We start from the raw sequence: 26,493 nt of genomic DNA on the forward strand, positions 1-26,493 counted from the left end.
GAGTCGTCGATGAGTTTCGTCAGCGGCGCCGGTCAGTATGGGCATGACCACGACTTCATATGAGACCGAAGGACCCGAGGCCGGCCGTGACAGCGCAGTGTCCGACAGCCCGCATCGAGGTGCCGTGTCCCGCTCACAGCTCGACTCCACCGCCGACCCCGCGGCCGCCGTCCCAGGTCGCACCCCGGCCGTGATCCGGCTGCTGGTGCTGGCCACGTTCGTGGTCATCCTCAACGAGACGATCATGATCAACGCGATCCCGCGGCTGATGAGCGCGCTGCACATCGGCGAGCAGACCGCGCAGTGGCTGTCGACCGCCTTCATGCTGACGATGGCCGCGGTCATCCCGATCACCGGCTGGTTCCTGCAGCGGGTCTCCACCCGCGGCGCGTACGTCACCGCCATGGGCCTGTTCCTGCTCGGCACGGCCCTGGCCATCGTGGCGCCCACGTTCGAGGTGCTGCTCGGCGCCCGCATCATCCAGGCGTCGGGGACGGCCGTGATGATGCCGCTGCTGATGACCACGCTGATGCAGGTGGTGCCCGAGTCGGACCGGGGCCGGGTGATGGGCAACGTCACCCTGGCCATCTCGGTCGCGCCCGCGATGGGGCCGACGGTCTCGGGGGTGATCCTCCACTTCGGGTCGTGGCGCCTGCTGTTCGCCGTGGTGCTGCCCATCGCCGCCCTGATCACCTGGGGCGGCCTGCGGCGGCTCAGGAACGTCGGGGAGCCGCGCACCGGCACCATCGACTGGTTCAGCGTGGTGACCGCGGCGACCGGGTTCGGCGGCCTGATCTACGGTCTGAGCCGGTTCGAGGGCGGCGACGTACGGGTGGCCGCGGCGATCGTGGCGGCCGGCCTGGTCACCATCGCGGTCTTCGTGGTGCGGCAGCTGTCGTTGCAGAAGCGCGGCGTGCCGCTGCTGGACCTGCGCACCCTGCTCCACCGCACCTACACGGTCGCGCTGATCCTGATGTCGGTGGCCTTCATGGCGATGCTCGGCTCGATGATCCTGCTGCCGCTGTACCTGCAGAACGTGCGCGAGCTCAGCGCCCTGGAGACCGGGCTGCTGGTGATGCCGGGCGGCCTGGCGATGGGGCTGCTCGGCCCGACCGTCGGGCGGCTGTTCGACAAGTTCGGCGGGCGGGTGCTGGTCATCCCCGGCGCGGTCGGGATCATGCTGGCCCTGGCCGGCTTCACCCAGGTCTCGATGACGACGCCGTTCTGGCAGCTCCTCGGCATGCACGCGCTGCTGATGGTGAGCCTGGCGGCGACCTTCACCCCGGTGTTCACCCTCGGGCTCGGGGCGGTGCCGCCGCGCCTCTACTCCCACGGCAGCTCGATCCTGAGCACGTTGCAGCAGGTGTCGGCGGCCTTCGGCACCGCGCTCGTGGTCACCGTGATGAGCGCGCGGGCCGACGCCCTGAGGTCCTCGGGCGTCACCGAGGCGCTCGCCAGCCTCGGCGGCATGCGGCTGGCCTTCATCATCGGCGCGGTGCTGTCCGTGGCCGTGGTGATCACCGCCCTGCTCCTGCCGGCCCGCGCCGACCACGCCGCCGAGCTGGAGGGCTAGGAGCGGGCTAGGAGAACCAGTTGGCGCCCAGCTCGTGGATGGTCCTGCTCCCCTTGGGCACCAGCAGCGCCTCGCTCAGCACCTGGTTGACGCTCTTGGGGGCGTTGACCATGGCGAACAGGAAGAAGGAGCCGCCGTCCGCCGTGCGGAAGCCGAAGACCGAGCCGTGGCCGGCGAACGAGACGTACAGCCCCTTGTAGACCTCGGGGAGCGCCTTGCGGCTGTAGCTGTCCTTGGCCAGGCGGTAGCCGGAGGCGCCCTCCTTCTTCTCGTTGTTCCAGAAGTTCTGGTACTCCTTGGTCACGGCGCGCGCCATGGTGTCGTCCGTGTCGGTGATGTAGCCGTCGGCGTCGAGCCGGGGCTCGGGCATGCGCTGGCCCCAGTGGATCGGGGTCGCGACGGCCAGCCTGAAGGGCTGGCCGGGGGTGCGGAGGAACGCGAGCACGTGCGGGCGGGCATGGCCCTTGGTGTCCTTGTAGGTCGCCTGCGCGATGAACCAGTCGCCGATCCGCGGCTGCCGCTCCGGCCTGGGCAGGTAGACCACCGGGGTGCCGGCCGGGTTGATCGGCTTGTGCTCCGGCTTCCAGCCGAAGTCCTCGTGGTTGCGTTCGAGCACGCCCTCGTGCAGCGCGCCCTCCACGAACAGCGCGTCGAGCGTCGCGTTCTTGCGCCACCACTTGCGCTGCTTGATCGTCGCGTTGTACCTGCCCACCCACTCCCGCATGGCTTGCCTGGCCTGGGGGATGGTGAGTGCCGCCCTGGCCGGAGTGGTGGCCGTGGCGGACGGCGCGGGGGACGGCGACGTGGCCGCCGGCGAGGGGCTGGGCGAGGGGCTGAGCGAGGGGCTGGGCGAGGGGCTGGGTGAGGGGGCGGCCACGCGGACGGGCCAGCCAGGGGGCCCCGGGACCGTGCCGCAGCCGGACAGGCCCACGACACAGGCCGCGATCAGCAACGAGCCGCGCACCGGCACCGACCCCCAAGACCGAGTAAAGACAACACCAAAAAGAACATATCGGACACCCGAAGGTCACGGCCGTCCCGGGGACACCGCTGCGTTCTCGCGCTTCCAGAGGCGGTAATCGCGCGGCGACACGCCGGCGACCCGCTTGAACGCGTTGCTCAGCGCGCTCACCGAGCCGTAACCCACCTGATGGGCGATCGCCGCCACCGTCTCGTCGCCGCGGCGCAGGCGGTCAGCGGCCAGCTCGATCCGCCAGCCGGTCAGGTACTCCAGCGGCCCCTGCCCGACGACCTGCTTGAACCGGGCGGCCAGCGTCGAGCGGGACACCGCCGCCACCCCGGCCAGCTCGGAGACCGTCCAGGCGTGGGCGGGCCGGGCGTGCATGGCGCGCAGCGCCGGAGCCACGACCGGGTCGGCGAGCCCCGCCAGCCAGCCGGACGTCTCCCCCGGCCCGGCGGTGATCAGGTGCAGGCGCAGCAGGTGGATCAGCATGACCAGGGCGAGGTGCTCGGTGACCAGGGTGGCGGCCAGCGGGCGCTCGCGCAGCTCGGCTTCGATCAGTTCGAGCGCCCAGCGCACGGTCGCCGCCTCGGCGGTGGCGCCGGGCACGTGGATCACCGGTGGCAGCACGTCCAGCAGCAGCTCCTGGGCGCGCTCGCCGAAGCCGAAACGGCCGCCGACGAAGACCACGTCCTCGCCCTCCCCCACGCGGGCCACGCCGCCGGTCGCCGCGGCGAAGACCGGGCCCGCGGGGAGCGGGCCCAGCCCCTGCTCGCTGGCCAGGGTGAAGGCGCGCGGCTGGACGAGCAGGAAACAGTCGCCCTCGGCCAGCGGGATCGGCTCGGGCACGCCGTCCACGGTGAGCACGCAGTGGCCGCGGCGCACCGCGTTGAACTTGACCCCCGCCGGCGGCCCGAACGACAGGGCCCACCGGCCACCGGCGACCAGCCCGACCGACAGGTGGCTGGTCGTGCCGATGAGCGTGAGGACGTCTTCGAGCGGGTCGGCCTGCTGGACGTTCACGCAACTATGGTGGACTCACAAGTGTTCCAAGTCCAAATCGTCGTCCTTACGGTGGTGGTCATGACGCGCATCACCACCCCTTTCGACGCCAAGACCACCGCTGCCGAGATCCTCGCCGGCATCGACCTGTCCGGACGCAGGATCATCGTCACCGGCGGCGCCTCCGGGATCGGCCTCGAGACCGTCCGGGCGCTGCGGGGCGCCGGGGCCGAGGTCACGGTCGCCACCCGCAACCCCGCCGGCGGCGAGCGGGCGCTGGACCTCGGCGATCTGGCGTCGGTGCGCTCGTTCGTGGCCGGGTGGAGCGGGCCGGTGCACGCGATCGTGGCGAATGCCGGGATCATGGCCCTGCCCACCCGCCAGGTCGCCGCCAACGGCTGGGAGCTGCAGCTGGCGACGAACTTCCTCGGGCACTTCGCGCTGATCACCGGGCTGCACGACAACCTCCGGCAGGCCGGCGGCGCGCGGGTGGTCACGGTCAGCTCGGGCGCCCAGTTGCGCGAGCCGTTCGACTTCGACGACCCGCACTTCGAGCGCCGCCCGTACGACCCGTGGGCCGCCTACGCGCAGTCGAAGACGGCCGACGTGCTGCTCGCGGTCGCCATCGCCCGGCGCTGGGCCGCCGACGGCATCACCGCCAACTCCTTCGAACCCGGCTACGTGCATACCAACCTGCAGCGCCACATCGACGACGACGCCAAGCGGGCGATCGGCATGATGGACGACGAGGGGAACCTGCTGACCCCCGACTACTTCACCACCCCGGAGCAGGGCGCGGCCACCTCGGTGCTGCTCGCCGCCTCCCCCCTGATGGACGGGGTGACCGGCCGCTTCTTCTCGCACGACAACCAGGAGGCCGAGGTGGTGCCGGGCGGCCCGGACGTGATGACCGGCGTCGCCGCCTGGTCGGTGGACCCGGCCGCCGCCGACCGCCTCTGGGACCACGCCCGCGAGGCGAGCGGCGGCTGACCGGCCGGGCCGGGAACGGGCGGCCCGGCAGCAGTAGAGTAATGTTCGGTGATTGTGGGAGCTGAGAACAGCAGGCCGGTCGAGTACCGGCAGAGCCGGTTCCGTACGCCGCCAGGGGCCACCGAGATCCTGCTGGTCAGGCACGGCGAGTCGGAGCCCGCGCGCCCCGACCGGCCGTTCCCCCTGGTCGACGGCCAGGGCGACCCGGGGCTCGCGCCCGAGGGGCACGAGCAGGCGGAGCGGGTGGCCCTGCGGCTCGCCGCGGAGCGCATCGACGCGATCTACGTGAGCTCGCTGCGGCGCACGTCCCAGACTGCCGCGCCGCTCGCCGCCCGGCTGGGCCTCACGCCGGTGATCGACCCCGAGCTGCGCGAGGTGCATCTCGGCGAGTGGGAGGGCGGGCTGTTCCGGCGCATGGTCGCGGAGGGGCACCCGATCGCCAGGCGCATGTCCGCCGAGGAGCGCTGGGACGTGATCCCCGGCGCCGAACCGGCCGAGGCGTTCGCCGAGCGGGTGCGCAAGGCGCTCGGCAGACTCGCGGCCGCCCATCCCGACCGGCGGATCGTCGTGGTCACCCACGGCGGGGTGATCGCCGAGGCGCTGGCCGCGGCCACCGGGTCGCGGCCGTTCGCGTTCCTCGGCGCCGACAACGCGTCGGTGTCACACCTGGTGCTGACCGGGGTCCGGTGGATTTTGCGCCGCTTCAACGACACCGCGCACCTCGACGGGGCCTTCTCCACCACAGCCGCGCTGCCCACCTGACGACGCGATCAGCAGGCGGTGCGGCTCCAGCAGGCCCTCCGGGAGGTCGTCGGGGGAGCACCAGCGGGCCTCCAGGATCTCCATCGGGTTCAGCCGCATCGTGCCGCCGCCGGCGTACTCGGCCGCGTACGCGATCTCGACCCTGAGCCGGAAACCGCTCCTGAGGTGCACCAGCTTCCCCACGCTCACCTCCAGGCCGGTCTCCTCGCGCACCTCGCGCACGACCGTCTGCTCGAAGGTCTCCCCCCGCTTCGCCCCGCCCGTCGGCAGCCCCCACTGCCGGTGCTCGGGCCAGAAGCGGTGCCGCAGCAGCAGCACGTTGCCGCTGCGGTCGCGGACGACACCGGTGACGCCGACCATGAACTTGGCCTGGGACAGGTAGAGCAGCCGCCATTGCATCGACCCGCGGATGCCGAGCCAGAGCCGGGCAAGCAGCCTCTTCACCGGTGTCCTCCATGATCAGGTCAGCCGTTGCAGCGTACCGGGCCCTCCGGCTGTCCTTCCGCCGTTCCGAAGACCCGCTCGCTCACGCCGCCCACGCCTCCTTGCCGGTGGTGACCGGGGCGCCGGTCCTGGCCGCCTCGCCGATGGCCAGGCTGATCAGGTGGTCCTGGCAGGCCTCGGCGAGCGGGTACGGGGCCGGGCCCTCCTGCCGGGCCCAGGCGCCGGTGCGCTCCAGGATGTCGGCCACCGCGATGTCGTCGTCGGACAGGCCCGCGCCGTCGAACGGGTTGCGGTAGACCACGCGGCCGTCGAAGCTGATGTGCTTGAGGTCGCGGAACTCCAGGTTGAGGTCCACGCCGGTGTCGCGCCGCACCAGGGGCGACTCCACCGGCGTCACCGGGTCGAGCAGCCGGACCACCCGGTCGTCCACCAGCTCGCCGATCGAGCCGCGCACCACGATGCGGCGCATCCGCAACGGGTTCCACCACTGGTTGTCGGTGAAGTCGTACAGGCCCATCCGGCCGCCGAAGTCGAGGGTGGCGATGGTGGTGGTGAGCCGTCGCGGCGTGCCGTCGCCCGTCCACCCGCCGGGCCCCAGCGGATCGGCCAGCGGCGCCTCGAACGCGCCCGCGCGCACCTCGGCGGCCTCGAACCCGATGCCCAGCAGGCCGCGGATCATGGACACCGCGTGGTAGAGGTGGGTCGAGGAGACCTGGACGGAGGTCGGCTCGCCGATCACGCCCTCTCGCACGAGCGCCAGCCGGGCCGCGTGCCCGGGCATCAGCAGGTACTGCTCGGCCACCTGCACCAGGCCGGTGGCGCCCACGTCGCGCCACAGCTCGCGCAGCCCGGCCAGGTCCGGCGCGGGCGGCGTCTCGGCCAGGACCGGCGTCCCGTGCTCGACCGCCGCGCGGATCGCGTCCGGCATCGCGGGCCACGGCACCGCCGCGGTGACGTAGTCGGGCCGCTCGTGCCGCAGCAGCTCGCCGACCGAGCGGAAGGCCGGCACGCCCCACTCGTCGGTGATCTGCCTGCCCCGCTCCTCGCCGCGGGTCACGACGCCGCTGACGCGCAGCCGGTCGGGCATCGCCGCGGCCAGCCGCAGGAAGAAGCGGGTCCGCCGCCCGCTGCCGATCGCGCCGAACGTCGTGGTCATGAGTGCCAGACCTCCTCGGGAGCCGGAACGCTTCGGCAGCAGCGTACTCGGGCGCGTCGTCGCGGGCACGGGGCAGTCACCGCGGCCCTCTACAGCTTGTAGAGTAAGCCCGATATCGGGTGAAAGGGTGGATCGTGCTGCGTTGGTTCCGGGTCCTGGCGGTGGCCGAGGCGTGCTCGTGGGCGGGGTTGCTCGTCGGGATGTTCTTCAAGTACGTGACCGAGACGGGCGAGCTCGGCGTGAAGATCTTCGGGCCGATCCACGGGGCGCTGTTCGTCCTGTACGCGGCCGGGGTGATCCTCTCGGCCCGGGAGGCGGGCTGGAGCCGGGGCGCGGTGGTGCTCGGGCTGGCCTGCGCGGTGCCGCCGTTCACCTCGCTGTGGTTCGAGCGGCGGATGGCGGCGCGCACGGCGGCCGGGCAGCTCGCCTGACCCGGTCAACGGGCCGGGCCCGCTCCCGGCAGCGTTGACCTGGTCAACGGGCCGGGCGCGTTCCCGGCAGCGGTGTCCCGGTCAGCTCGGCGCACGCCGCGAGCAGGCCGTCCTGGAGGTCCGGGTCGTGGGCCGCGGGATGCGTGTCGGCCTGCGCCTTGTGGTAGAAATACGCGCCGCTCACCGCCGCGGCCGGCTCGCCGCTCACGGCCAGCCAGGCCTGGGTCAGGTGCGCCTGGCTCAGGTCGTCGGGCGCGCCGGGCCCGCCCATCTTCGTCGCGACCCAGCCCGGCGTCACCGCGTTGGAGAGCACCTGCGGCCAGTGCCGGGCGACCGCGAAGGCCAGCAGGACGTCGTACAGCTTGGAGTCCGCGTACGCCTGCGCCGGGATCCAGGCCCGCTTCTCCCACTGCAGGTCGGACAGGTCGGGGTCGCCGCTGCGATGCATGCCCGAGCTGAGGTACACCAGCCGCCGCGGCGGCGTGATCAGCGCGGTCAGCAGGTACGGCGCCAGCACGTTGATCGCGAACACGTGACTGAGCCCGTCGGCCGTCGTGATCCTGCGGTGCTCGCGGTACCCGACCGCCGCATTGTGGATCACCGCGTCGAACGGCCCCGACTCGTTCGCCTGCCGTGCCACCGACCGCATCTCCTCGATGCCGGACAGGTCGCCGGTGAGCGCACCGGCGGCGCCGGGCGCGGCGGCCCTGGCGTCGGCCGCCCGCTGCGCGTTCCTGGCGTGCAGCACGACCTCGTGCCCCTCGCTGATGAGCAGTTGCGCGGCCATCAGGCCGAGCCCGTCGGCGGACCCGGTGATCAGGATGCGTGACATGAGTCTCCTCGTTCGGCAGTTCCGTGGCGCATGAACACGGCAGCAGCATCCTTCCCGCGGAAGGCCCGTCGATATTCGGCCCGCGGGCGCCTCGTCCGGTTCCGCGAGGCGCCCGGATTGTAGTCCGGCTCTAGAGTTGCACTAGCCTTGCCCGCGTGAGCGACGGCAAGAGGCCCGGCAAGAAGGCGCAGAAGTCCGCGGAGACCCGGCGGCGGGTGCTGAGCGCCGCCGGAGACCTGTTCGTCGCGCAGGGGTACGGCGCGACCACGTTGCAGGAGGTCGCCGACCGGGCGGGCGTGGCCGTGCAGACGGTCTACTTCGTGTTCGGCAACAAGCGCCGGCTGCTCAAGGAGCTCGTGGACGTCACGATCGCGGGCGACGACGAGCCGGTGGCGACCCTCGACCGCCCCTGGTTCCGCGAGGCCATGGCCGCCGCCACCGCCCGGGAGCACCTGCTGCGTCACGTGGCGGGCACGCGGGCCGTGCTGGAGCGGGTGGCGCCGATGACCAAGGTGCTGGAGGTGGCCGCGGCCACCGACCCCGAGGTGCCGCAGATGTGGCCGGAGGCGGAGGACCCGCGGCACGTCGTGGCGACGGCCGCGGCGCGCAGCCTCATGGCCAAGCCGGGCGCGCGCCGGGAGGTGCCGGTGGAGGACGCCGCCGACCTGCTCTACGGGGTGCTGAGTCCCGATCTCTACCTGCTGTTCGTCCGCGAGCGCGGCTGGGCGCCCGAGCGGTTCGAGCGCTGGGCGTACGAGACCCTGCTGCGTGACCTCGTAGAACATGAGTGACGCTCATTCGTAAGGGGCTTTGACACAGCCTTGTCACGATCGCCGTAACGGTAGGTCGCCTTCCCCTCATGCTCTGTTATGGTCCCCTCTTGTCCGCAATTGGGATGACCTTTACCTACATAGGAGGAACATGAGGGGCAAGAACAGAGCGACCGCCCTGACCGCGGCCGTGGCGCTCGCCGCCGCTCCCCTGCTGGGCGTCGCCGCCCCGGCGACGGCCGAGAGCGCGGCCACGCAGACCGTCCGGAACCAGGCGCTCGACTGGCTCTCCCTCGACGCGCTCAGCGGCTCGAAGCTGGTGCAGCGGGTCAAGGAGCTGCTGGGCAAGGGGTACGTGCCGCAGGCGCTGAGCGTGACCAACGCCGCCGACCCGCAGTACACGTCCCTGTGGGTCAAGGACACCGCCCGCAAGGTGAACGTGCTGCAGGGGCTGTCCGCCACGGAGCTGCCGCAGCGCATCGCCGAGCAGGCGAAGCTGGGCTTCCAGCCCAAGCTGGTCACCGGCACGGGCACGGGCGCGAGCGCGGTCTTCGCGGTGGTCTTCGAGAAGACCGCGCAGCTCGTCAAGTCCGAGCTGGCGCTGACGAAGGAGACCCTGCTCAAGGTCAACGCCGAGCTGGGCGCCGCCGGCTACAGCCTCGCCTCGCTGGACGTGTACGGCACGGCGGAGAAGCCGCTCTACGCCGCCGTGTGGGTGGCGGGCGCGGCCACGGGCACCCTGCAGGTGACGCTCGGCCAGACCGTGGAGCAGCGCGGCCAGGAGCTGCTGGCGAAGGCGAAGCAGGGCCTGCGCCCGGTGCTCATGGCCGTCGGGCCCGGCAAGCAGTACTCCACGGTGTGGGGCAAGGGCGCCACGACCGGCGCCAAGGAGTACCTGAGCCTGTCGAAGGTGACGTACACGGTCAAGGCGGCGCAGCTCAAGACGCTGGGTTACCGGCCGCAGATCCTGAGCGCCGAGGACGGCGTCATCGCGTCGGTCTGGAGCAGGAGCTAGCCGGCACCGCGCGGGAGGGCCGAGTCCGGCACAGGATCAGTGTGCCGGACTCGGCTCCCACGATAGTGCAGGTCAGCGGCGAGCGCGCGCCCGGGACATAAAACGGTTACATGCGAGCAACCAGGAGTTGCGACCCCGCCAAGAGCGTCTCTACATAAACCCTGCATGCTCCCCTGATGCCTTGGACCGTGGCATGGCAGAATGTGCGGAAGCGTTTACATCGCCTCCCGCGCCAACCAGAAGGAGACCACTCCGTGCCACGGCGACCCGTCGCGGTCTTCGCAATCGCGCCCTGGGCCTTTCCCGGCGTCTTCCCGCCCGACGTCATCGCCCGGCTGCGCCGCTCCGCGGACGTGACCGACGCGGTGCGGCTCACCTCCTTCGACGGCCCCGCCGCGGCCGAGGCGCTGGCCGGGGCGGAGGTGCTGCTCACCGGCTGGGGCTGCCCGCGCATCGACGCCCGGACCGTCGCCGCCGCGCCCCGGCTGCGGGCCGTCCTGCACGCGGCCGGCAGCGTCAAGACCCTGGTGGACCCCGCCGTCTTCGACCTCGGGATCACCGTGTCCTCCGCGGCGCAGGCCAACGCCGTGCCCGTCGCCGACTACACCGTCGCCGCGCTCGTCCTGGGCGCCAAGCTCGCCTTCAGCCGCGCCCGCCACTACGCGGGCGGGCGGGACCGGGCGCTCTGGCAGCCGGGCGACGGCACCGGGCTGTACGACTGCACGGTCGGGGTGATCGGCGCCTCCCGCATCGGCCGCCTCGTCCTGCAGCGGCTGCGTGCCTTCGACGTACGCGTCCTGCTGTCGGACCCCACGGTCACCCCCGCCGAGGCGGCGCTGCTGGGCGCCGAGAAGGTGGACCTCGACGACCTGTGCCGGCGCAGCGACCTGGTCACGGTGCACGCGCCCGCGCTGCCGGAGACCCACCACCTGCTCGACCGGCGCAGGCTCGCCCTGCTGCCGGACGGCGCCGTGCTGGTCAACACCGCGCGCGGCTCGCTGGTGGACACACAGGCGCTCACCGACGCGTGCGCGTCCGGCCGCGTCTCGGCCGTGCTCGACGTCACCGACCCCGAGCCGCTGCCGCCCGGCCATCCGCTCTTCGAGCTGCCCAACGTGCTCATCACCCCGCACCTGGCCGGGGCGCAGGGCCGCGAGCTGCGCCGCCTCGGCGAGTTCGCCGTCACCGAGCTCGAACGGCTCCTGGCCGGCGACCCCCTGCGCGGGCAGGTGCTGCCCGAGCAGCTCCCCTACACGGCCTGACCCCCTCAGCCCTCGGGGGCGTAGGTCAGGTGGAGCACGCCGGTCTTCCACGTCTCGTTCCTGACCAGCTTCAGCGGGTGGGACGGGGTGTCCTCGAACAAGCGCTGCCCGCGGCCGACGACGATCGGGTGGACCAGCAGGTTGAGCTCGTCGAGCAGCCCGTTGGCCAGCAGCCACCGCACGGTCGTCGCGGAACCGGAGATCTGGATGTCGCCCTCCACCCGCTCCTTGATCTCGCGCAGCCGGGCCGCGACGTCACCGGAGACGATCGTGGTGTTGGCCCAGTCGGCGCGCTCCAGCGAGCTCGTCACGACGTACTTGGGAGCCTCGTTGAACCTCGCGGCGATCTCCGGGTCGGCGTCCGTCGCCGTCCAGTACGACGACCACTCGTCGTACAGCTTGCGGCCCATGAGGAAGCCCGCCGCGCTCTCCATGCCCGACTGGACCATGGCGCCCATCTCGTCGTTCCAGTACGGGAAGTGCCACTGGTCCGGCGACTCCACCACGCCGTCCACGGAGATGAAGAAACTCGAAACGATCTTGGCCATTGCCGCCCTGCTCTCTTCAGTTCGCTGGCTGGGAGGCTAGGCGGGAGCGGCCGCCGCGGTCTTGTACAGAAACGACAGCCGGCCTCCGCGGCGGCGGGAGCCGGGTCCGGCGATCACCGTACTCCCGCCGCGCGATCGTCAGATGTGCTCGCCGACGAGCGCGAGGCACTGGAAGGCGGCCAGGCCGAACTGCGCGCTGGCGTTCGTGCTCAGGTCCGCCTCGTCGACCGGGTTCAGCACGGCGGGCCCCTCGATGCGCCTGGCGCCGAACGGGTGGCTGTCCGGGTAGCCGGCGTGGCCGGTGCGCAGCTCCTGCCAGGCCCGCTTGGCCAGGGCCTGGTCGCCCAGTTGCCTGGCCGCGTAGGCGGTGGCCCGCGAGTAGGCCTGGCGCAGGTTGAGGTTGCCCCAGTCGGCCCCCGTGACCTCCTTCTGCTCGGCCTTGGTGGCGTTGTAGAGCCGGCAGAACTCCAGCCACTTGGCCTTCACGGCCTGGTCGTCGATCAGGCCGATCAGCTCCGTCATGACCTCGATGAGGCCGAAGACCGAGCTGAGGCTGCCGACGCTCACCGACTTCTCCGTCATCGGGTTGAAGCGGCCGTCGGCGAGGTTGTACGTGACGCCGCCCTGCACCCAGCCGTTGGGCAGCGCGGCGATCGTCGTGGCGCCGTTGATCAGCTTGGTGCGGGCGATCGGGTCGCCGCCCCGTTCCCACTCGGCCAGCCAGGCCATGGCCAGGGAGCCCCAGTCGGTGGTCTGCCCGACGCCGAGCGCCTTCGGGTCGGGGTCGAACGGCTCGCCGCCGTTGATCTTGCGGCCGGGATCGAGGACGAGGAAGCTGCGGTCGGAGTCGATCAGGTCGTGCATGACGTCGCCGATGCGCTCGTCGGCGGTCAGGAAGTAGTAGAAGCGCTTGTAGCCGGCGTTGCTGATGCGCACCTGCTTGGCGCTGTCGGCCCAGTGCAGGATGCCGTGCCGGGTGCCCAGGCCGCGCCACTTGCCGAGGTGGTACATGTCCACCTCGCTGGTGTGGCGGGTCATCGCCTCGGCGAAGCGGAACGCCTTGGCGTCCCCCGTGCGCAGGTAGTGGTACCACAGCCACAGGTCCGTGGACAGCTCCGAGTTGTCCCAGGCGTAGCCGCCCACGTCGTAGCGCCACACGTGCCGGTCGCCGTCGTAGCTGTGCATGATGTCGCCGTAGTCCCAGAAGCCGTACCAGGAGCGCTGGTCCACCTGCTCGCGGTGGTACCTGTGCATCAGGTCGAGCTTGTCCTCCAGCGCGGCCTTGGCCGGGACCGAGCGGTCGGCGGGCGACCAGGAGCCGAACACGCCGGCCGCGTGGTTGTGCCGCGGCGGGCTGATCAGCAGGGGCGGGGTGGCGTTGGCGGCGGCGAGCCGGGCGAAGCGCTCCGCGGGCGGGGTGGCCGCCAGCGCCCAGAACGTCAGCTCCGTGGTGCGGGCCACCCCGTACGGGGTGCCGAAGCCGGGCTCGTAGTCCTCGTAGGTGATCTCCAGGGCGTCGAGCTGCTCGGGGTAGGTGTCCTGGCCCATGCCGTCGTGGTAGAAGCGCAGGTCCATGGCGCCGGCGCGGGGCGACCACATCCAGACGGTGGCCTGCGCCTCGTCGGTGGCGGCCCCGGTGATCTCCAGCTCGGTCGGGTGGAGCTGCCAGAAGTTCCGCATGCCGAACGCCAGCCCGCCGGTCGGGCCGCCCACGTAGGCCAGGCCGGAGGCGCGGCGGCCGCCGTCCACGCGGATCCACGAGTGGCCCGGCCCGGTGCGCTTGTGGATCTCGAAGCCGTGCGCGGTGAGCTGGCTCAGCCGGTAGTCGCCCCAGGCCGGGATCCACCGCAGGCGGGTGGTGACGCGCTGGTCCCAGGTGGCCGGGTCGGGGGTGGCCTTGCCCTGGTACTGGGCCTGCCGGACGGCCTGGCCGGGGTCGCGGCGCAGGCCGGTGATGCCGCGTACGGCCTCGGCGAGCACGCCGTCGCCCTCGCCGGCGAAGCGGATGTGCCGGTCGTGCGGCTCGCCGCGCATCGGCACGGCGAAGCGCACGCCGAGGCCGTTGATGAAGTCCTTGTTCTCGTTGCCGTCGTAGACGAAGGTGTGCACGACGCGGACGGCGTCCGAGCCCGCGTACAGGTAGCAGCGCACCGTGAACGGCAGCCACTCGCGCCGCCCCTTCTTGTGCCTGCCCTCCACCCTGACCACCGCGCGCACGGGACCGTTCTGCTCGACGTGCACCGAGGAGACATGGCTGGTGAACGACTCGCTCCTGCCCGGCTCCTCGGGCTTGTCCTGGCGGGAGGCGACCAGGCGGCCGTCCTTGGCGATGACCGTCCCGCCTCGCGTGATCGACTTGACGACGTGCTCGCCGGAGCGCGCGAACGCCACGGTGATCACGCCGGTGTCCACGGTGACCTGCCCGCCGTCGGTCTTCACCACCACCGGCTCGGCGGGCTGGGCGGCCGTGCCGGCGCCGAGCCGGTAGCTCTCGGCCCGCGGCGCTGCCCCGCTGATCGCGTGGGCGGTCCACTTCACCGAGCCGTCCGGCCAGTAGCCGATCGGCCACGACTGCACCGGCACCTGCGCGCCCGCCTCGGTGGTCAGCGTGAACTGCTGGCCGGGCGCGAACGCGCCGCGCGGCCACGGCACGCCCCACGTCGTGCCGCCGGTCACCTCGGCCGGGGCGCCGCCTTCCAGCCACGTCAGCGAGATCGGGTCATGGCCGCTCACCTCGGCCGGCGTCGGGACGGCCTGCGCGGCGGCCGGGCTCGCGCCGCGTAAGGCCAGCGCCGCCGCGGCACCTGCGGCGGTCGTGGTGAGCATGGTGCGTCGGCTGATGTCAACCACAGGGTCTTCTCCTTGCGCGGGCCAAGCCCGGTAAGCGCTTTCCCATCGCGCGCCCGGGCCCGGCTGTTCCTGGAACGAGAGGGTCAGCTACCGGCGTAGGTGATGTTCGGCCGGGGCGGCCCGGCCATGCCGGTGCCGAGGTAGTAGTCCACGTGGTGGTCCTGAAGGTAACCCTTGACGGTCATGTCGTTGCGGTAGGCCGGATTGTGGGCCGGCGTGTAGAGCCGGGTGGCCGTCGGCCTGTCCGTGGTGAAGACGACCAGCTCGTCGTGGTCGGAGGAGGGCATCACGACCTCCTCGCGCCAGTCGCCGAGGATGTCGCCGATCAGCGCGGGATACTGGGTGCCGACGTTGACCGCGCCGTGGTTCCAGGTGGTCACCTGCCGCGACACGCCGCCGGTGGCCGGGTCCCACTTCTCGATCTTGCCGTCGTTGAACAGCTCCATGCTCAGATCGCCGTCCCAGAACACGCCCAGGTGCGGCCACGGCCCCGTCGCCTGGGTGAGCGTGTTGCCGCGGGCGTTGTAGACGCCGGAGAAGGACCAGACCTCCATGCCGGGGAAGCGCGGGTCGATGTCGCCCGCCATGCCGCGCCCGACGTCGCCGACGCCGGCCTCGACGTGCCGCCAGAGCATCGTGCCTTGCTGCGCGCCGTAGTAGTACTCGCGCAGGCCGCTGGGGTTGTCCTGCTGCACGCCGTACCCCTCCAGGCCCGGCCGGGTCGGGTCCAGGTCCGCGATGTGGAAGCGGTCGCCGTGCACGACGCCCTCGTCGGCCAGCGAGTACCGCAGGGTCCCGTCGCCGTTGAGCACGAACCCGATCTCGGCGACCTCGTCCCTGCCGTCGCCGTCCACGTCGATGATCCGGGTGTTGTGCCCGTCGGCGTGGTCGGCGCCGCCGCGCAGCCACTTCCACTGGTTGGTCAGCCTGCTCCCGTCGAACCTCCAGGCGGTGAACATGAGGTTGAAGCCGCCGTCGCCGACCCGGTTCTTCATGTACGCGACCAGGCTGGGCGTGACCCCGTCGAGGTGTCCGACGCCGAAGCGGGCCGGCATCGGGCCGTCCGCCAGGTAGTCCGTGGGCACCGGGGCGGTGGCGCGGGGCGCGCCGGTCCGGCCGTCGAGGATGGCGATGGCCTGACGGGTGTCGTCGGGGGCGGTGTACCTGGTGCCGTCGCCGAACGTGACGCCGTCGGCCACGCGCACCGCGACCTCGGCGCGGCCGTCGCTGTCGAGGTCGTAGACGGTCACGCCGTCCCAGTGGCCCACGTCGATGACCGACGAGCCGCCCTCGATGTTGTCCTGGTCGGTGCTGTTCGGGCCCATGTTCGCCGACCACAGGAAGGTGCCGTCGCCGCGGTAGGCCTCGATCGTCTGGGGGCTGGTCTGCCGGTCCACCACGTAGTCGTAGGCGCCGTCGCCGTCGAGGTCGCCGACCCAGGCGAACTTGATCGGGCCGCCGGGCCGCAGCGGCACGCGTACCACCGGCTCGACGGCGTGGCCGGCGGTCAGCGTGAAGGACCTGCTCGCGGGCTGCCAGACGCCGTCGATGATCGGCCGTACGTAGTAGCTGTTGCGCCGCGTGAGGTCGGCCGTGGAGTCCACGAAGTTGGTGCCGCCGGTCAGCGGGTCGGTGTTGAGCTTGACGGCCGCGCCGCCGGCGGTCGACCGGTAGACGTTGAAGCTGATCCCGTCGGGGTCCAGGCCCAGCAGCCGCCAGGTCACCAGGACCTCGGTGCTGCTCCTGCGCACGGCCACGACCCCGCGGTCCAGGTTCTCCATCGGGCGGGCGGCGGCTGCTGCGGCGGCTGCGGGCGGCGGGGTGGCGAGCGGCGCGGCGCCGAGGAGGAGCAGCGCCGTGGCGGCGGCGGCCCCTAACCGGTTCGTGGACTTCATGATGACCTCCTTGGTCACGAGGGGGGTGCCGGGCGGGCGTCCGGTGCGGACGCGTAACCCGGTCGAAACCCAAGAGGGTTGAAGCGTTTACATAGACGGGATAGGACCATGAACGGGGAGTGAAGTCAAGGTTTGTGTCATGCCTGGCCCGGAGGGTTTGACGGGCTGCGGCGCGTGGGCCATCATCGCCTGCAAGCGGTTTACGTGAAGGAGGCGGGATAAGGATTCGGATATCGGTCCGGCCGCACCTCGATATTGGACCCGCCGGTCATGGCTCTGGTGTGCTCGGTTCCCGTGACTGTCGCCGCTCCCGTCTCCCCTCCGCCCTCCGCGGACCCCACCGGTCGCCGGGTCGTCGTCACGGTGGTCGCGATCCAGCTCGCCTGCTGCCTGGGCTTCTTCTCGGTGATGGCGCACCTGGTCGCGCACCTGCGGCACGACCTCGGCCTGATGGCGGGCACGGCGGGGCTGATCCTCGGGGCGCGGACCGGCCTGCAGTTCGCGCTGCTGCTGCCGGTGGGGGCGCTCACCGACCTGATCGGCGCGCGCCGTACCGGGGTGATCGCCTGCGTCCTGCGCGCGGCGGGCTTCGCCCTGCTCGGGACCGCCGAGAGCGTCGGCGCGCTGCTCTGCGCGGCCGTGGTGATCGCCGTGGGCGGCGCGCTCTACAACCCCGCCGCCCAGAGCCTGCTGGCCGGCGCCGGGCCCCACCAGGCCGGGGGCTTCGCCGCCTACGTCACCGCGCAGCACGTCGCGACCGTCGCGGGGCCGCCCGCGGGGCTGGTCCTGATCTCCCTGGAGCCCGGGTTCGCGCTGCTGACCGGGGCGGCCGCCGCCATGTGGGCGGTCTCCGGCGCGCTGTTCCTCCTGCTGCCCAGGACCGAGCGCCGGCCGGTGCCCTTCGGCGGGGTGCTGCCCGGCGTGCGCGCCGTGCTCGGCGACCGCTCGTTCCTGCTCTTCGCGCTGATGACCGCGCCCACGACCCTGCTGGCCAACCACATCATGACGGCCGTGCCGCTGCTCGGCTTCGCGCCCGGCGCGGCCACGCTCTGCTTCTGCGTCCTGGCCGCGATCGCCGCGGCGGCCCAGCCGTTCGTCGCCGCCGGGCGGCGGGGCGAGCGGCCCTGGGTGCTGCGCGCCGGGCTGCTGTGCGCGGCTGGGGCGTTCTTCGTGCTCGCGCCGCTGGACGGCACCGAGCTGGGCCCGCTGATGGTCGCGGCCGTGCTGAACGGCGTGGCCAACGGGCTGATCCAGCCGTCGATCTTCCAGCGCGTCACCCGGCACGCGCCGCCCGAGCGGTTCGGGTCGTACTACGGGGTGCTGGCGTTCTGCGCCGGCATGTTCTCCTTCGCGTGCGAGATCGTGGTCGGGCAGCTGTTCGACCTGGGGCCCGCGGGCGCGACCGCGGCGCTCATCGGGGTCGGCGCGTTCGCGCTCGTGGCCGCGTTCGGCACCCGGGGGCCGTGAGCTCCTGGCGGCAGGCGGGCGCGGCGGGTCATGACTCCTGGTCGGGGGCGAGGGGCGGGCCGTCGGGCAGGCCGCCGGGGTCGCGCCAGGTGGCCAGGAACCGCTCGGCCAGCGCGCACGACCCGGCGAACGGCCCGTCCGGATGCTCCAGCGCCGCTGCGGTGAGCCGGGCGATCCGCTCCTCCACCACGGCGCGCGCCGAGTCGGCGTCGCGGACACTGCCGGTGCGGTCGGCGAGATACCCGATGGTGGCGCCGGCGCTGCAGACGAAGTCCGCCAGCGTGACCACGCCCCGCTCCCGCAGCGTACGCAGCCCCGCCGCCGTGTAGGGCACGTTCGCCGCCGGGGCGATCAGGCCTGCGCGCACCCGGGCGGCACGCCCGGCGGTCAGCGTCCCGGTGCGCGCGCCGGGCACGAGCACGTCCGCGGCCACCTCGTACAGCGCCTCCGGCGGGAGCACGGGCAGCCCGAGCCGGCCCACGCAGGCGTCGCCGTGCTGGGCACGCAGCCGTGTCAGGGCGGCCACGTCGAGCCCCGCCGGGTCGGCGACGCAGCCGTACAGGGTGGACAGCGCGACGACGCGCCCGCCGCGCAGCACGGCCTCGCGGACGACGGCGCCGCCCACCTTGCCGAACCCCTCCACCGCCAGCGTCCGCCCCGCCAGCCCGCCGAGCGCGGTCTCCGCCGCGACCACCACGCCCAGGCCGGTCACCATCGTGTCCACCAGCTCGCCGCCGATCTCCTGGTGCATCAGCGAGTCGGCGCGGTAGTCGGGCAGCGAGGCGAAGTCCTGCGTGCGGGTGCCCAGGTCCGAGGCGGTGAGGAACTCGCCCTTCTCGATCAGCGGGGTGATCTCGTGGCAGTAGCGGGCCAGCGTGGCCTCCCGCTGCTCGTCCGTGGCCCGCAGCACCGCCTTGGCCCCGCCGATCCGCTCCCCCAGCACGGCCAGCTTGTACGTCATCGCCCGCGCCAGCAGCCCGGCCTCGCCGGGGGTGACGTCCGGGGCCAGTCGCGTGCCGCCCGCGCTCGTCGGGCAGTCGAGGTCGAAGGCGACGTAACCGTCCACGGAGACGAGCTCCACGATCCTCATGCGCACCCCTCATCCCGGCTCGATACCGCGAATATCGGCGAGGCACGGCCGTGGGTCAAGGTCCACAGCGCTACAGGAAGCAGGAGACAGGCTGTCCGTCCCGTGACCGCCGAATCGTGTCCGGTCCGCGCCTTCGAGGCCCGATCGCTGCTGAGTTCTTGCCCCTTGTAGCGGTTGTGTAGGAAGTCTCTGGCGGCCGCTCACATCCTTGATCGCAGCGGGCGCCACCAGCGCGCCCCCGGAAGAACCAGGGAGATCCCTATGGTCAAGACGGCCCGTCGCTACGCGAAGTACGCCATCAGCACCCTCTCCACCGCCATCTTCGTGCTGAACGGCTGACGAGGACGAGTGAACCCCCGGGAGGGTGTCTCCCGGGGGACACCCACGACCGGAGGGACGAGCCGTGTTCGGGACCGCGGTACGCCAGCTTGGCTACGCCTGGTCGATGATGTCGGGGCGCAGGTTCCGCTTGCGGGACGTGAACGCGCTGGTCGACGACATGCGCGAGACCCTGGAGACGTTCGGCTCGCCCGGTGAGGGGGCCGACGACATGCTCGCGGGCAACGACCCCGAGCTCCAGGAGGACCTCACCCGGCGGCGGCTGCGGCTCACGGTGCGGCACGCGGCGGCCGAGAGCCCCTACTACCGCCACTGGTTCGCGGCGAACGGGGTGGACCCCGCCTCGATCACGCCCGGCACCCTGTCCTCGATCGCCCCCACCACCAAGGCCGACCTGCGCGGCCGGCCGGCGGCCTTCGTCTCCGACCGGGCCAAGCCGGCCGTGCTGGCGCACACGACCGGCACGACGGGGACGCCGACGCTCGTCTGGTTCTCCGCCTACGAGATCGAGCTCATGTCGTCGCTGTCGGCGCTCGCGCTCATGATGGCCGGGAACCTGCGCTCCGACGACGTGTGGGCCAACGCGATCAGCTCCCGCTCCATCGCGCAGATCCTCACCGAGCGGGCCGTCACCCGTACCGGGGCGGCCTTCGCCCACCTGGGCGCCATCGACCCGGCGGCGACGCTCGACCGGCTGGCGACGCCGCTGCACGTGCCCGGCAAACGCGCGCAGATCACCCACCTCAACCTGACCGCCTCCTACCTGGCGGCGCTCGTGCAGGAGGCGGACCGCGGCGGCTGGAAGGCCGGCGACTTCGCCCTCACTACGATCTGGTCGGGCGGCGAGGTGCTCACCGACGCGCTGCGCGAGCGGGCCGAGCAGGTGTTCGGCGCGGAGATCCACGACGGCTACTCCATGACCGAGATCGCGCCCGTCTCCGGCCGCGTCTGCCCCGACGGTCACCTGCATCTGCCGCCCGACCAGGGTCTGATCGAGATACTCGACCCCGTCACGCTGGCCCCCGCCGCCCCCGGGGAGATCGGCACGATCGTGGTGACGCCGTACTCGACCTTCCGCGACACCACGCTCCTGCTCAGGTACGTCACCGGCGACCTGGTCAGGACCCTGCCCGAGGGCGAGACCCCCTCCTGCGCGCTCGCCGCGCTGCCCGCCGCCTCCCGCGTGCTCGGCCGCATGTCGCCCGGCGGGGTCACCACGCGGGACGTGCTCGACCTGCTGCAGGCCGAGCACGCGCTGCCGCTGCCCACCCGGTACGCGCTGGAGGGGGACCTGCTCTACGTGGTGGCCGGCAAGCACGACCCCGGCCTGCTCGGGCGGCTGGAGGAGCGCGCGCACGGGCTGCCGCTGACCGGCATCGTCCTGGTCGAGACCGCCGAGGACCTGCCCGCGCCCTGCCGGCTCCGCGCCGACCTGCTGGAGCTCAGCTTCGAGCGAGGACTGTGATGATCCCGAACGTGCTGGCGCTGTACGCGCTCGTCGCCCTGACCGTGGCGCTCACCGTCGGCTACCTGGGCCGTTACGTCATACCCCGCCCGCCGGTCGGCCGGATGGTCGGGGCGGACATCGCGGTCATGGTGACCGCGCTGGTCGTGATGCCGTTCGCGTACCTGCACGTGCCCGTCGGGGTCGTGGTGTCCATCTTCGGGCTGGTGGTCCTGACGCTGACGCAGCTCATGCTCGCGCCCGTGCTGGGCGGCCGGTGGGCGATGATCGCGGCGCTGGTGTTGTGCGCGGCCGACGTCGCCACGTACGCCGCGGGCCTGCCGCTCGCGCTGCTCGTGGTCAACGACGCGCTGCTGATCCTGCTGGTGGTCGGCGTGGTGAACCTGTGGGCGCAGGCGGCCGTCACGCCCGCGCAGATAGCCGCCCTGGCCGCGGCGCTCACCGTGTACGACACCCTGGCCACCGGGCTCACCTCGCTCACCGTCGACTTCGTCCAGCGCATGCAGGGGCTGCCGTTCGCGCCCGTGCTGGCCACCTCCTACGGCGCCAATCCGTCGCTGATCGGGCTCGGCGACTGCCTGATGTTGTCGATCTGGCCGGTGGTGGCGCTGCGGGCGTACGGGAGGGTGGCCGCGTGGTCGGCGGCCGGGCTGGAGGCCGTGCTGCTGGCCGTGTCCATCGCCTTCGTCCTCACCGGCGGGCGGCCGATGCCGTTGCTGACCGTGCTCGGGCCGCTGATCTTCGTCCAGTGGCTGTACTGGCGGCGCCGGCAGGCGCGCAGGACGCCCGCGCCGACCCGGCCCGAGGTGAACCGGGCGCTGGAGCTCGCGGACGCGCCCGCCGGGGTGTGGGTCGCGCTGTCACCGGCGGGCGTGCCGGTCGCCGAGGGCGCCACGCCGGGGCTGGCGCGGCGGGAGGCGCGGCTGGCCCGGGCGCAGGGCTCGCCCGTCGTCTGGCGCCTCCACGAATGACCCCGCCAGCACAGTCACCCCGCCGGGCACTCCGCCGGGGACTTCGCTGGGCACTCCCAGCACGGTCACTCGGCCAGGCATCCCCAGTGCGGTCACTCCGCCAGGCACCCCCAGTGCGGTCACTCCGCCAGGAACTGCGCCACCTGCCTGGCCTCCGCCGCGTCGCCGAACAGGGCGAGCGAGCCGCGCCACGCCGCCGCCGACTCCTCGGGGTGGCCCAGCAGAGCATGGGCGCGGCCGAGCTCCCTGAGCGTGCGGGCCCGCCACACCTGGGGGCCGTCGCCGCCGAGCCGTTCCAGCGCGGCACGCAGGTGCGCGAGAGCCTGGCCCGCGTCGCCCTGGCGCAGGCGGACGACGCCCAGGGCGTGCCCGGCCAGCGCCTCGCCGAGCGCGTCTCCGCACTCCACGAACAGCCGCAGGCTCGCCGCCAGCGTCTCGGCCGCCTCGTCGAAGCGGCCCAGCGCGCCCAGCGCCTCGCCGAGGCGGCGCAGCACCTTGCTCATCTCGCCCCGGTCGCCGGTCGCCTGCGCGGTCAGCAGGCTCTCCCGGTAGCACTCGACGGCCTCCGCCGTCTCGCCCTGCTGGTAGAGGGCGGTGCCGAGGGCGCGCAGCAGGTTGCCGCGGATGGTGTGGTCCTCGTCGCGGGTCACCTCCACCCGCGCCCTGGCGATCTCCACGGCGCGGGCGTGCTCGCCCCGTTCGATGTGGATCCAGACGGGCCAGGTCCACGCGTACGCCAGCCCGGCGGTGTCGTCGTGGGCGGCCAGCAGGTCGAGCGAGGCGTACGCGTCGGCCAGGGCCTCGTCGAGCCGGCCCATCCCGTGGCGGGCGGCGGCCCTGTTGATCAGCGCGTACGCGGCGCCGTGCAGGTCGCCGGCGTGGCCGAGGTCCGCCAGCAGCGCCGTGCACTCCGCGTCGCCCCGCTCGAAGCGGCTTCGCTCGATGTGCACCGCGGCCAGCAGGAGCCGGGCCCGCAGCGTGGCGCACGCGTCGCCCATCCCGATCACGACCCGCTGCACCTGCTCGGCGTCGTCCAGGAAGCGGTCCATGAGCAGGTAGCCGGTGAGGTGGTGGGCCAGCTCCGTGGCGGCGGCGACCAGGCCCAGCTCGGCCGCCGTGGTGAGGGCGAGCATCAGCGTGCGCCGCTCGGCCGCCAGCCACGCCGCGCTCGCCCGCACGCCGGCCACCGGCCACACCTCACCTGTCCGCGCGTCGGCGGCTGACCACGCTTCACCCGCCCGCACGTCGGCCGACGACCACACCTCACCCGCCCGCGCGCCGGCCACCGGCCACACCTCACCCGCACTCGCCCCGGCCACCGGCCACGCCTCACCCGCCTGCGTGTAGGCCGCCGACCACGCCCCTCCGGTCCGTACCCCGGCGGCCGGTGCCGGCTCCGGCTCGCGCGGGTACGGCGGGGACAGCGGGATCGGCATCCGGCGCGTCGCGGCCCTGGTACGGCGCAGGCACTCCAGCACGTGCCTGGTCAGTGCCTCGCGCCGGCGCGCCGGGGACTCCTCCGCCTCGGCCCGCTCCCGCGCGTACACCCTGAGCAGGTCGTGCAGCCGGTAGCGGGGCTGCCCGGCGCCGTCCACCTCGGTCGAGGTGAGCATCCCCCGCGCGACCAGCGTCTCCAGCGCCGCATCCGCCTCCAGCCCGGACGGCGCCGAGCTCGTCCCTTGCCCGTACAGCGCCACATCCGCCCCGCGCCCGTACGGCGCCGCATCCGGCCCCGGTCCTCCCGGTGCCGCGCCCGCCTCCGGTCCGGGCGGTCCGAGCAGGGCCGCGACCGACCACTCGGCCACGCTGTCCAGCCCCGCCAGGCCCAGCAGCCGGAACGCGTGGCGGGCCGATTCCGGCAGCGCCGCGTAGCTCGGCTCGAAGGTGGCCCGCACGTCCAGCCCGCCGACGACCAGCTCGTCCAGGCCGCGCCCGGCCAGGCGGGTGGCGAACTCGCTGACCGGCCAGACGGGACGGGTGGCCAGGCGGGCGCCCGCGACCCGGATGGCCAGCGGCAGGCGTCCGCAGGAACGCAGGATCTGCTCGGCCGCGCCGGGCGCCGTGCCGATGCGGTCGGGCCCCGCCACGCGTTCGAGCAACATCCGGGCGTCCTTCTCGCCGGGCAGGTCGAGCGTGAGGCGTACGGCGCCCTCCAGGGCGGGCAGCCGGGAGCGGGAGGTCACCAGGACGGCGCCGCGCGGCGTGCCGGGCAGGAGGTGGCGCAGCTGCGCCTCCTCGACCGCCTCGTCCAGCACGACGAGCACCGCCCGGTCGGCCAGCCGCTGGCGCAGCAGGCGGGCGCGTTCCTCGGCCGAGGCGGGGATGGCCGCGCCGTCCAGGCCGAGCGAGCGCAGCAGCACGTCGAGCAGCTCGCCGGGCTCGCGGGGGCCGCGTTCGTCCTGGCCGAGCCGGACGAAGAGCTGCCCGTCGGGGTAGTCGGAGCGCAGCAGGTGGGCCAGGTGCACGGCGAGCGTCGTCTTGCCGATGCCGGGCAGCCCGGACACGATCACGATGGGCGGGCTGAGCCGCTCCTCCCCCGCCCGCAGCAACGCCGTCAGCTCGGCGATCTCCGCCTCGCGCCCGACGAAGTCCGCGGTGTCGGCGGGTAGCTGGCACAACCGCCGGAACGCCACGGGCACCGCGGGCCGGGACCCGGCCTCCTCCTCGCCGCCCGGCCACCGGTGCGGCTCCGGCGGCGCGCCGGGGTCGCCGTCATCGGGCGGCGGAACGGCACGCCGGCCTCGCGGTTCGGGTTCCGTTCGCGCGCCGGCATCACCACCCCGTGCCCCGGCAGGCGGGCGGCGCGGTTCCGGCCGCCCGTCGAGATCACCGTCCGCGCCCGCCAAGGCGGCACGCAGGCGGCGCAGCTCCACCCGCGCGTCGGGATCGTTGTTCGCGCCCGAGGAGGCGGCACGCAGGCGGCGCAGTTCCGGCCGGGTGCCGAGGTCGTCGTCGCCGGCCAGCAGTGCGGTGTGCAGGCGGCGCAGCTCCGGTCCCGGTTCGATGCCCAGCTCGGCGACCAGGAGCGCGCGGGCCTGCCGGAAGGCGTCGAGGGCCTCGTCGCGCCGGCCGCCGCGGTGCAGGGCGACCACCAGTTGCTCCCACAGGCGCTCGCGCAGCGGGTGCGCGGCGACGAGGGCGCGCAGCTCGGCGACGAGGTCCTCGCGGCCGAGCGCGAGCCGTACGTCGATCCACTCCGACCTGGCGACCGCCAGGCGTTCCTCCAGCTCGGTGATCCGCGGCGCCATCGCCCCGCTGAGCGGCACGTCCTCGGCGGGCGCGCCCCGCCACAGCGCGATCGCCGCCGCGTACTCCCGCTCCGCCGCCGCCAGGTCGCCGCCCGCCCGCTCCGCGCGCGCCCGCCGCAGCCCCTCCTCGAACACCTGCAGGTCCAGCCGTCCCGGCGGCACCTCGCAGACGTACCCCGACCCCTCGGTACGCACCTCCAGGCCGCTGCCCTCCAGCAGGCGGCGGAGCTGGTGGACGTACGTCTGGACGTTGGCCACGGCCGAGCGCGGCGGATCGTCCCAGAGGGCGGAGATCAGCCGCTCCGTGGAGACGGTCGCGTTCGGATGGAGCAGGAGAGCCGCGATGACCGCCCGCTGCTTGCGGCTGAGACGGAGCCGGCCCGAGGGGCCGTTGAGGCGGATGGTGCCCAAGATCCCGAAGTCCACCGGTCCTCCCTCGTGCTCGATCCTGAAGATCAGCTTTCCGGAAGGCAGTACACCGCTCGTTACGGTTTTTGACAATCGTGTAAGCTCCGCGCCGGGCGCGTCAGGCGTACGGGTCGAAGGGGATGCCGGCCGGCTTGGCCTTGGCCAGCTCCGTGCCGAACGAGGCGTCCTTGAGCCCGAAACTCGCCGAGCCGAAGTCGTGCGCCACCAGGCGGTCGCGGAGCCCCGCGGGGTAGTGGTCCCAGCCGACGAGCGGCGGGTACTGCCACGTGCCCTTGTGGTTCTCCGGCTGCTCCCCGGAGTTCGCGAAGCGGAACGCGTGGGTGGAGAGCCCGTCCTTGTGATAGATGATCTTCGGGTGGGTGTCCTCCCAGGGCAGCTGCGAGCGCGCGCGGACGTTGTAGGCGCCGTGCTCGGACGCCGCCACGTACTGGGCGGTGCCGTTCTGGACCCAGACCACGACGTGCTCCCAGTCGTGCCGGTGCCCGCAGCAGCCGGGCAGCGCCTGGTCCTTTTCGAAGTAGAGCCCGTACAGGTAGGCGCACCAGCCGTTGTTGCACTTCGAGCGCGAGTAGGAGTTGGTGTTGTCGAGGTCGGACAGGTCGTGGCACTGGCCGTTGACGGCTCCGCCGAGCGCCAGGCCGGGGGCGAGGGTGCCGTCACGGCCGATGGCGGGCGTCGGGTAGCAGCCGTCGCCGTCGTAGTCGAAGGCCGGCTGGTACGTGCGGTCGGCCGGCGGTGCGGCGCCGTCGAGCGCCTGCGGCGGGGCCGCGTAAGCGACGCCGGGAAGGGCCAGGACGATCGCGGCGGCGACCGCCAGCGCCCGCGACGCGAAGGATAAGGGCCGGATCGTGATCGGGAGGCGCGTGAGGGGCATGGCGAGGCTCCTGACAGTGATCGGTGATGGTCTGTGGTGTCCGCAGTGTTCGTCTCACGAAATCGCCTCGCTGACCAGGGCCGGGATGATCTCCCGTGAAACGGCCCGATGACACCGAT

The 26,493-nt window shown here is 73.0% G+C and carries 21 protein-coding genes; 10 read left to right on the forward strand and 11 right to left on the reverse strand.

Annotated elements, in window-relative coordinates:
• Nucleotides 1-124 precede the first annotated feature (124 nt).
• Entirely contained in the window at nucleotides 125-1,573 is a 1,449-nt protein-coding gene (locus tag ACBJ32_RS30450; RefSeq protein ID WP_375129610.1) for an MDR family MFS transporter, read from the forward strand.
• Nucleotides 1,574-1,580: 7 nt separating this feature from the next.
• Here the strand turns inward: ACBJ32_RS30450 and ACBJ32_RS30455 are convergent, their stop codons facing one another.
• Nucleotides 1,581-2,537 (reverse strand): hypothetical protein, encoded by a 957-nt coding sequence (locus ACBJ32_RS30455; protein ID WP_375129611.1) that lies wholly within the window; start codon nucleotides 2,535-2,537, stop codon nucleotides 1,581-1,583.
• 63 nt (nucleotides 2,538-2,600) lie between these two features.
• On the reverse strand, nucleotides 2,601-3,557 hold the full coding sequence (locus ACBJ32_RS30460; RefSeq protein ID WP_375129612.1) for an AraC family transcriptional regulator: 957 nt from the start codon (nucleotides 3,555-3,557) through the stop codon (nucleotides 2,601-2,603).
• Between the two features lie 60 nt (nucleotides 3,558-3,617).
• Between ACBJ32_RS30460 and ACBJ32_RS30465 the strand changes: the two genes are divergently transcribed.
• Together ACBJ32_RS30465 and ACBJ32_RS30470 are read left to right on the forward strand one after the other, a co-directional pair.
• Nucleotides 3,618-4,526, forward strand: coding sequence for an SDR family NAD(P)-dependent oxidoreductase (locus ACBJ32_RS30465; RefSeq protein WP_375129613.1), 909 nt, complete (start codon nucleotides 3,618-3,620; stop codon nucleotides 4,524-4,526).
• Between the two features lie 48 nt (nucleotides 4,527-4,574).
• Nucleotides 4,575-5,288, forward strand: a complete 714-nt coding sequence (locus tag ACBJ32_RS30470) for a histidine phosphatase family protein (protein WP_375129614.1) — start codon at nucleotides 4,575-4,577, stop codon at nucleotides 5,286-5,288.
• Here the strand turns inward: ACBJ32_RS30470 and ACBJ32_RS30475 are convergent.
• Nucleotides 5,187-5,732 (reverse strand): NUDIX hydrolase, encoded by a 546-nt coding sequence (locus ACBJ32_RS30475; protein WP_375129615.1) that lies wholly within the window; start codon nucleotides 5,730-5,732, stop codon nucleotides 5,187-5,189. The two genes, ACBJ32_RS30470 and ACBJ32_RS30475, sit on opposite strands and share 102 nt — an antisense overlap.
• Before the next feature lie 82 nt (nucleotides 5,733-5,814).
• A complete protein-coding gene (locus ACBJ32_RS30480; RefSeq protein WP_375129616.1) occupies nucleotides 5,815-6,888 on the reverse strand; it encodes a Gfo/Idh/MocA family protein in 1,074 nt (357 codons plus the stop codon).
• 134 nt (nucleotides 6,889-7,022) lie between these two features.
• On the opposite strand from ACBJ32_RS30480, the gene ACBJ32_RS30485 reads away from it, so the two are divergent.
• The gene (locus ACBJ32_RS30485) at nucleotides 7,023-7,319 is read left to right on the forward strand and encodes a DUF3817 domain-containing protein (protein WP_357880250.1); all 297 of its coding nucleotides are present in this window, start codon (nucleotides 7,023-7,025) and stop codon (nucleotides 7,317-7,319) included.
• Nucleotides 7,320-7,362: 43 nt separating this feature from the next.
• Here the strand turns inward: ACBJ32_RS30485 and ACBJ32_RS30490 are convergent, their stop codons facing one another.
• Nucleotides 7,363-8,151, reverse strand: a complete 789-nt coding sequence (locus ACBJ32_RS30490) for an SDR family NAD(P)-dependent oxidoreductase (RefSeq protein ID WP_375129617.1) — start codon at nucleotides 8,149-8,151, stop codon at nucleotides 7,363-7,365.
• Between the two features lie 155 nt (nucleotides 8,152-8,306).
• Between ACBJ32_RS30490 and ACBJ32_RS30495 the strand changes: the two genes are divergently transcribed.
• The 3 genes from ACBJ32_RS30495 to ACBJ32_RS30505 all read left to right on the forward strand — a co-directional run bounded on the left by ACBJ32_RS30495 (nucleotide 8,307) and on the right by ACBJ32_RS30505 (nucleotide 11,198).
• On the forward strand, nucleotides 8,307-8,942 hold the full coding sequence (locus tag ACBJ32_RS30495) for a TetR/AcrR family transcriptional regulator (protein WP_375129618.1): 636 nt from the start codon (nucleotides 8,307-8,309) through the stop codon (nucleotides 8,940-8,942).
• Nucleotides 8,943-9,072: 130 nt separating this feature from the next.
• Entirely contained in the window at nucleotides 9,073-9,936 is an 864-nt protein-coding gene (locus tag ACBJ32_RS30500) for a hypothetical protein (RefSeq protein ID WP_375129619.1), read from the forward strand.
• Nucleotides 9,937-10,190: 254 nt separating this feature from the next.
• Nucleotides 10,191-11,198 carry a hydroxyacid dehydrogenase gene (locus ACBJ32_RS30505; protein WP_375129620.1) on the forward strand — a complete coding sequence of 336 codons (1,008 nt, stop codon included), beginning with the start codon at nucleotides 10,191-10,193 and terminating at the stop codon, nucleotides 11,196-11,198.
• A gap of 5 nt (nucleotides 11,199-11,203) precedes the next feature.
• Here the strand turns inward: ACBJ32_RS30505 and ACBJ32_RS30510 are convergent, their stop codons facing one another.
• From ACBJ32_RS30510 to ACBJ32_RS30520, 3 genes are all read right to left on the reverse strand, one after another.
• Nucleotides 11,204-11,746, reverse strand: coding sequence for a dihydrofolate reductase family protein (locus tag ACBJ32_RS30510; RefSeq protein WP_375129621.1), 543 nt, complete (start codon nucleotides 11,744-11,746; stop codon nucleotides 11,204-11,206).
• Between the two features lie 138 nt (nucleotides 11,747-11,884).
• Nucleotides 11,885-14,596 (reverse strand): Tat pathway signal sequence domain protein, encoded by a 2,712-nt coding sequence (locus ACBJ32_RS30515; protein ID WP_375129622.1) that lies wholly within the window; start codon nucleotides 14,594-14,596, stop codon nucleotides 11,885-11,887.
• Nucleotides 14,597-14,679: 83 nt separating this feature from the next.
• Entirely contained in the window at nucleotides 14,680-16,491 is a 1,812-nt protein-coding gene (locus tag ACBJ32_RS30520; RefSeq protein ID WP_375129623.1) for a hypothetical protein, read from the reverse strand.
• 294 nt (nucleotides 16,492-16,785) lie between these two features.
• Here ACBJ32_RS30520 and ACBJ32_RS30525 point away from each other — a divergent pair, with 294 nt between their 5' ends.
• Nucleotides 16,786-17,958, forward strand: a complete 1,173-nt coding sequence (locus ACBJ32_RS30525; RefSeq protein ID WP_375129624.1) for an MFS transporter — start codon at nucleotides 16,786-16,788, stop codon at nucleotides 17,956-17,958.
• A gap of 28 nt (nucleotides 17,959-17,986) precedes the next feature.
• Here ACBJ32_RS30525 and ACBJ32_RS30530 read toward each other — a convergent pair whose 3' ends face one another.
• Nucleotides 17,987-19,048, reverse strand: a complete 1,062-nt coding sequence (locus tag ACBJ32_RS30530) for a Glu/Leu/Phe/Val dehydrogenase dimerization domain-containing protein (protein ID WP_375129625.1) — start codon at nucleotides 19,046-19,048, stop codon at nucleotides 17,987-17,989.
• A gap of 403 nt (nucleotides 19,049-19,451) precedes the next feature.
• Here ACBJ32_RS30530 and ACBJ32_RS30535 point away from each other — a divergent pair, with 403 nt between their 5' ends.
• Together ACBJ32_RS30535 and ACBJ32_RS30540 are read left to right on the forward strand one after the other, a co-directional pair.
• Entirely contained in the window at nucleotides 19,452-20,852 is a 1,401-nt protein-coding gene (locus ACBJ32_RS30535) for a phenylacetate--CoA ligase family protein (protein WP_375129626.1), read from the forward strand.
• Complete coding sequence (locus ACBJ32_RS30540) at nucleotides 20,852-21,823, forward strand: hypothetical protein (RefSeq protein WP_375129627.1); 972 nt, start codon at nucleotides 20,852-20,854, stop codon at nucleotides 21,821-21,823. The genes ACBJ32_RS30535 and ACBJ32_RS30540 overlap by 1 nt, the downstream gene beginning before the upstream one ends.
• Nucleotides 21,824-21,942: 119 nt before the next feature.
• On the opposite strand, the gene ACBJ32_RS30545 is transcribed toward ACBJ32_RS30540, so the two are convergent.
• Nucleotides 21,943-25,497 carry a BTAD domain-containing putative transcriptional regulator gene (locus ACBJ32_RS30545; RefSeq protein WP_375129628.1) on the reverse strand — a complete coding sequence of 1,185 codons (3,555 nt, stop codon included), beginning with the start codon at nucleotides 25,495-25,497 and terminating at the stop codon, nucleotides 21,943-21,945.
• Nucleotides 25,498-25,597: 100 nt separating this feature from the next.
• The gene (locus ACBJ32_RS30550; RefSeq protein WP_375129629.1) at nucleotides 25,598-26,374 is read right to left on the reverse strand and encodes an NPP1 family protein; all 777 of its coding nucleotides are present in this window, start codon (nucleotides 26,372-26,374) and stop codon (nucleotides 25,598-25,600) included.
• Between the last annotated feature and the right edge of the window lie 119 nt (nucleotides 26,375-26,493).

The sequence above is a fragment of the Nonomuraea sp. GTA35 genome (assembly GCF_041950525.1).
Classification (GTDB): Bacteria; Actinomycetota; Actinomycetes; order Streptosporangiales; family Streptosporangiaceae; genus Nonomuraea.

What these genes read in the sequence shown, in the direction of transcription:
- ACBJ32_RS30520 (WP_375129623.1), bottom strand. Translation starts at nt 16,491, where the DNA reads ATGAAGTCCACGAACCGGTTAGGGGCCGCCGCCGCCACGGCGCTGCTC.
- ACBJ32_RS30500 (WP_375129619.1), top strand. Translation starts at nt 9,073, where the DNA reads ATGAGGGGCAAGAACAGAGCGACCGCCCTGACCGCGGCCGTGGCGCTC.
- ACBJ32_RS30530 (WP_375129625.1), bottom strand. Translation starts at nt 19,048, where the DNA reads ATGAGGATCGTGGAGCTCGTCTCCGTGGACGGTTACGTCGCCTTCGAC.
- ACBJ32_RS30540 (WP_375129627.1), top strand. Translation starts at nt 20,852, where the DNA reads ATGATCCCGAACGTGCTGGCGCTGTACGCGCTCGTCGCCCTGACCGTG.
- ACBJ32_RS30550 (WP_375129629.1), bottom strand. Translation starts at nt 26,374, where the DNA reads ATGCCCCTCACGCGCCTCCCGATCACGATCCGGCCCTTATCCTTCGCG.
- ACBJ32_RS30480 (WP_375129616.1), bottom strand. Translation starts at nt 6,888, where the DNA reads ATGACCACGACGTTCGGCGCGATCGGCAGCGGGCGGCGGACCCGCTTC.
- ACBJ32_RS30490 (WP_375129617.1), bottom strand. Translation starts at nt 8,151, where the DNA reads ATGTCACGCATCCTGATCACCGGGTCCGCCGACGGGCTCGGCCTGATG.
- ACBJ32_RS30465 (WP_375129613.1), top strand. Translation starts at nt 3,618, where the DNA reads ATGACGCGCATCACCACCCCTTTCGACGCCAAGACCACCGCTGCCGAG.
- ACBJ32_RS30510 (WP_375129621.1), bottom strand. Translation starts at nt 11,746, where the DNA reads ATGGCCAAGATCGTTTCGAGTTTCTTCATCTCCGTGGACGGCGTGGTG.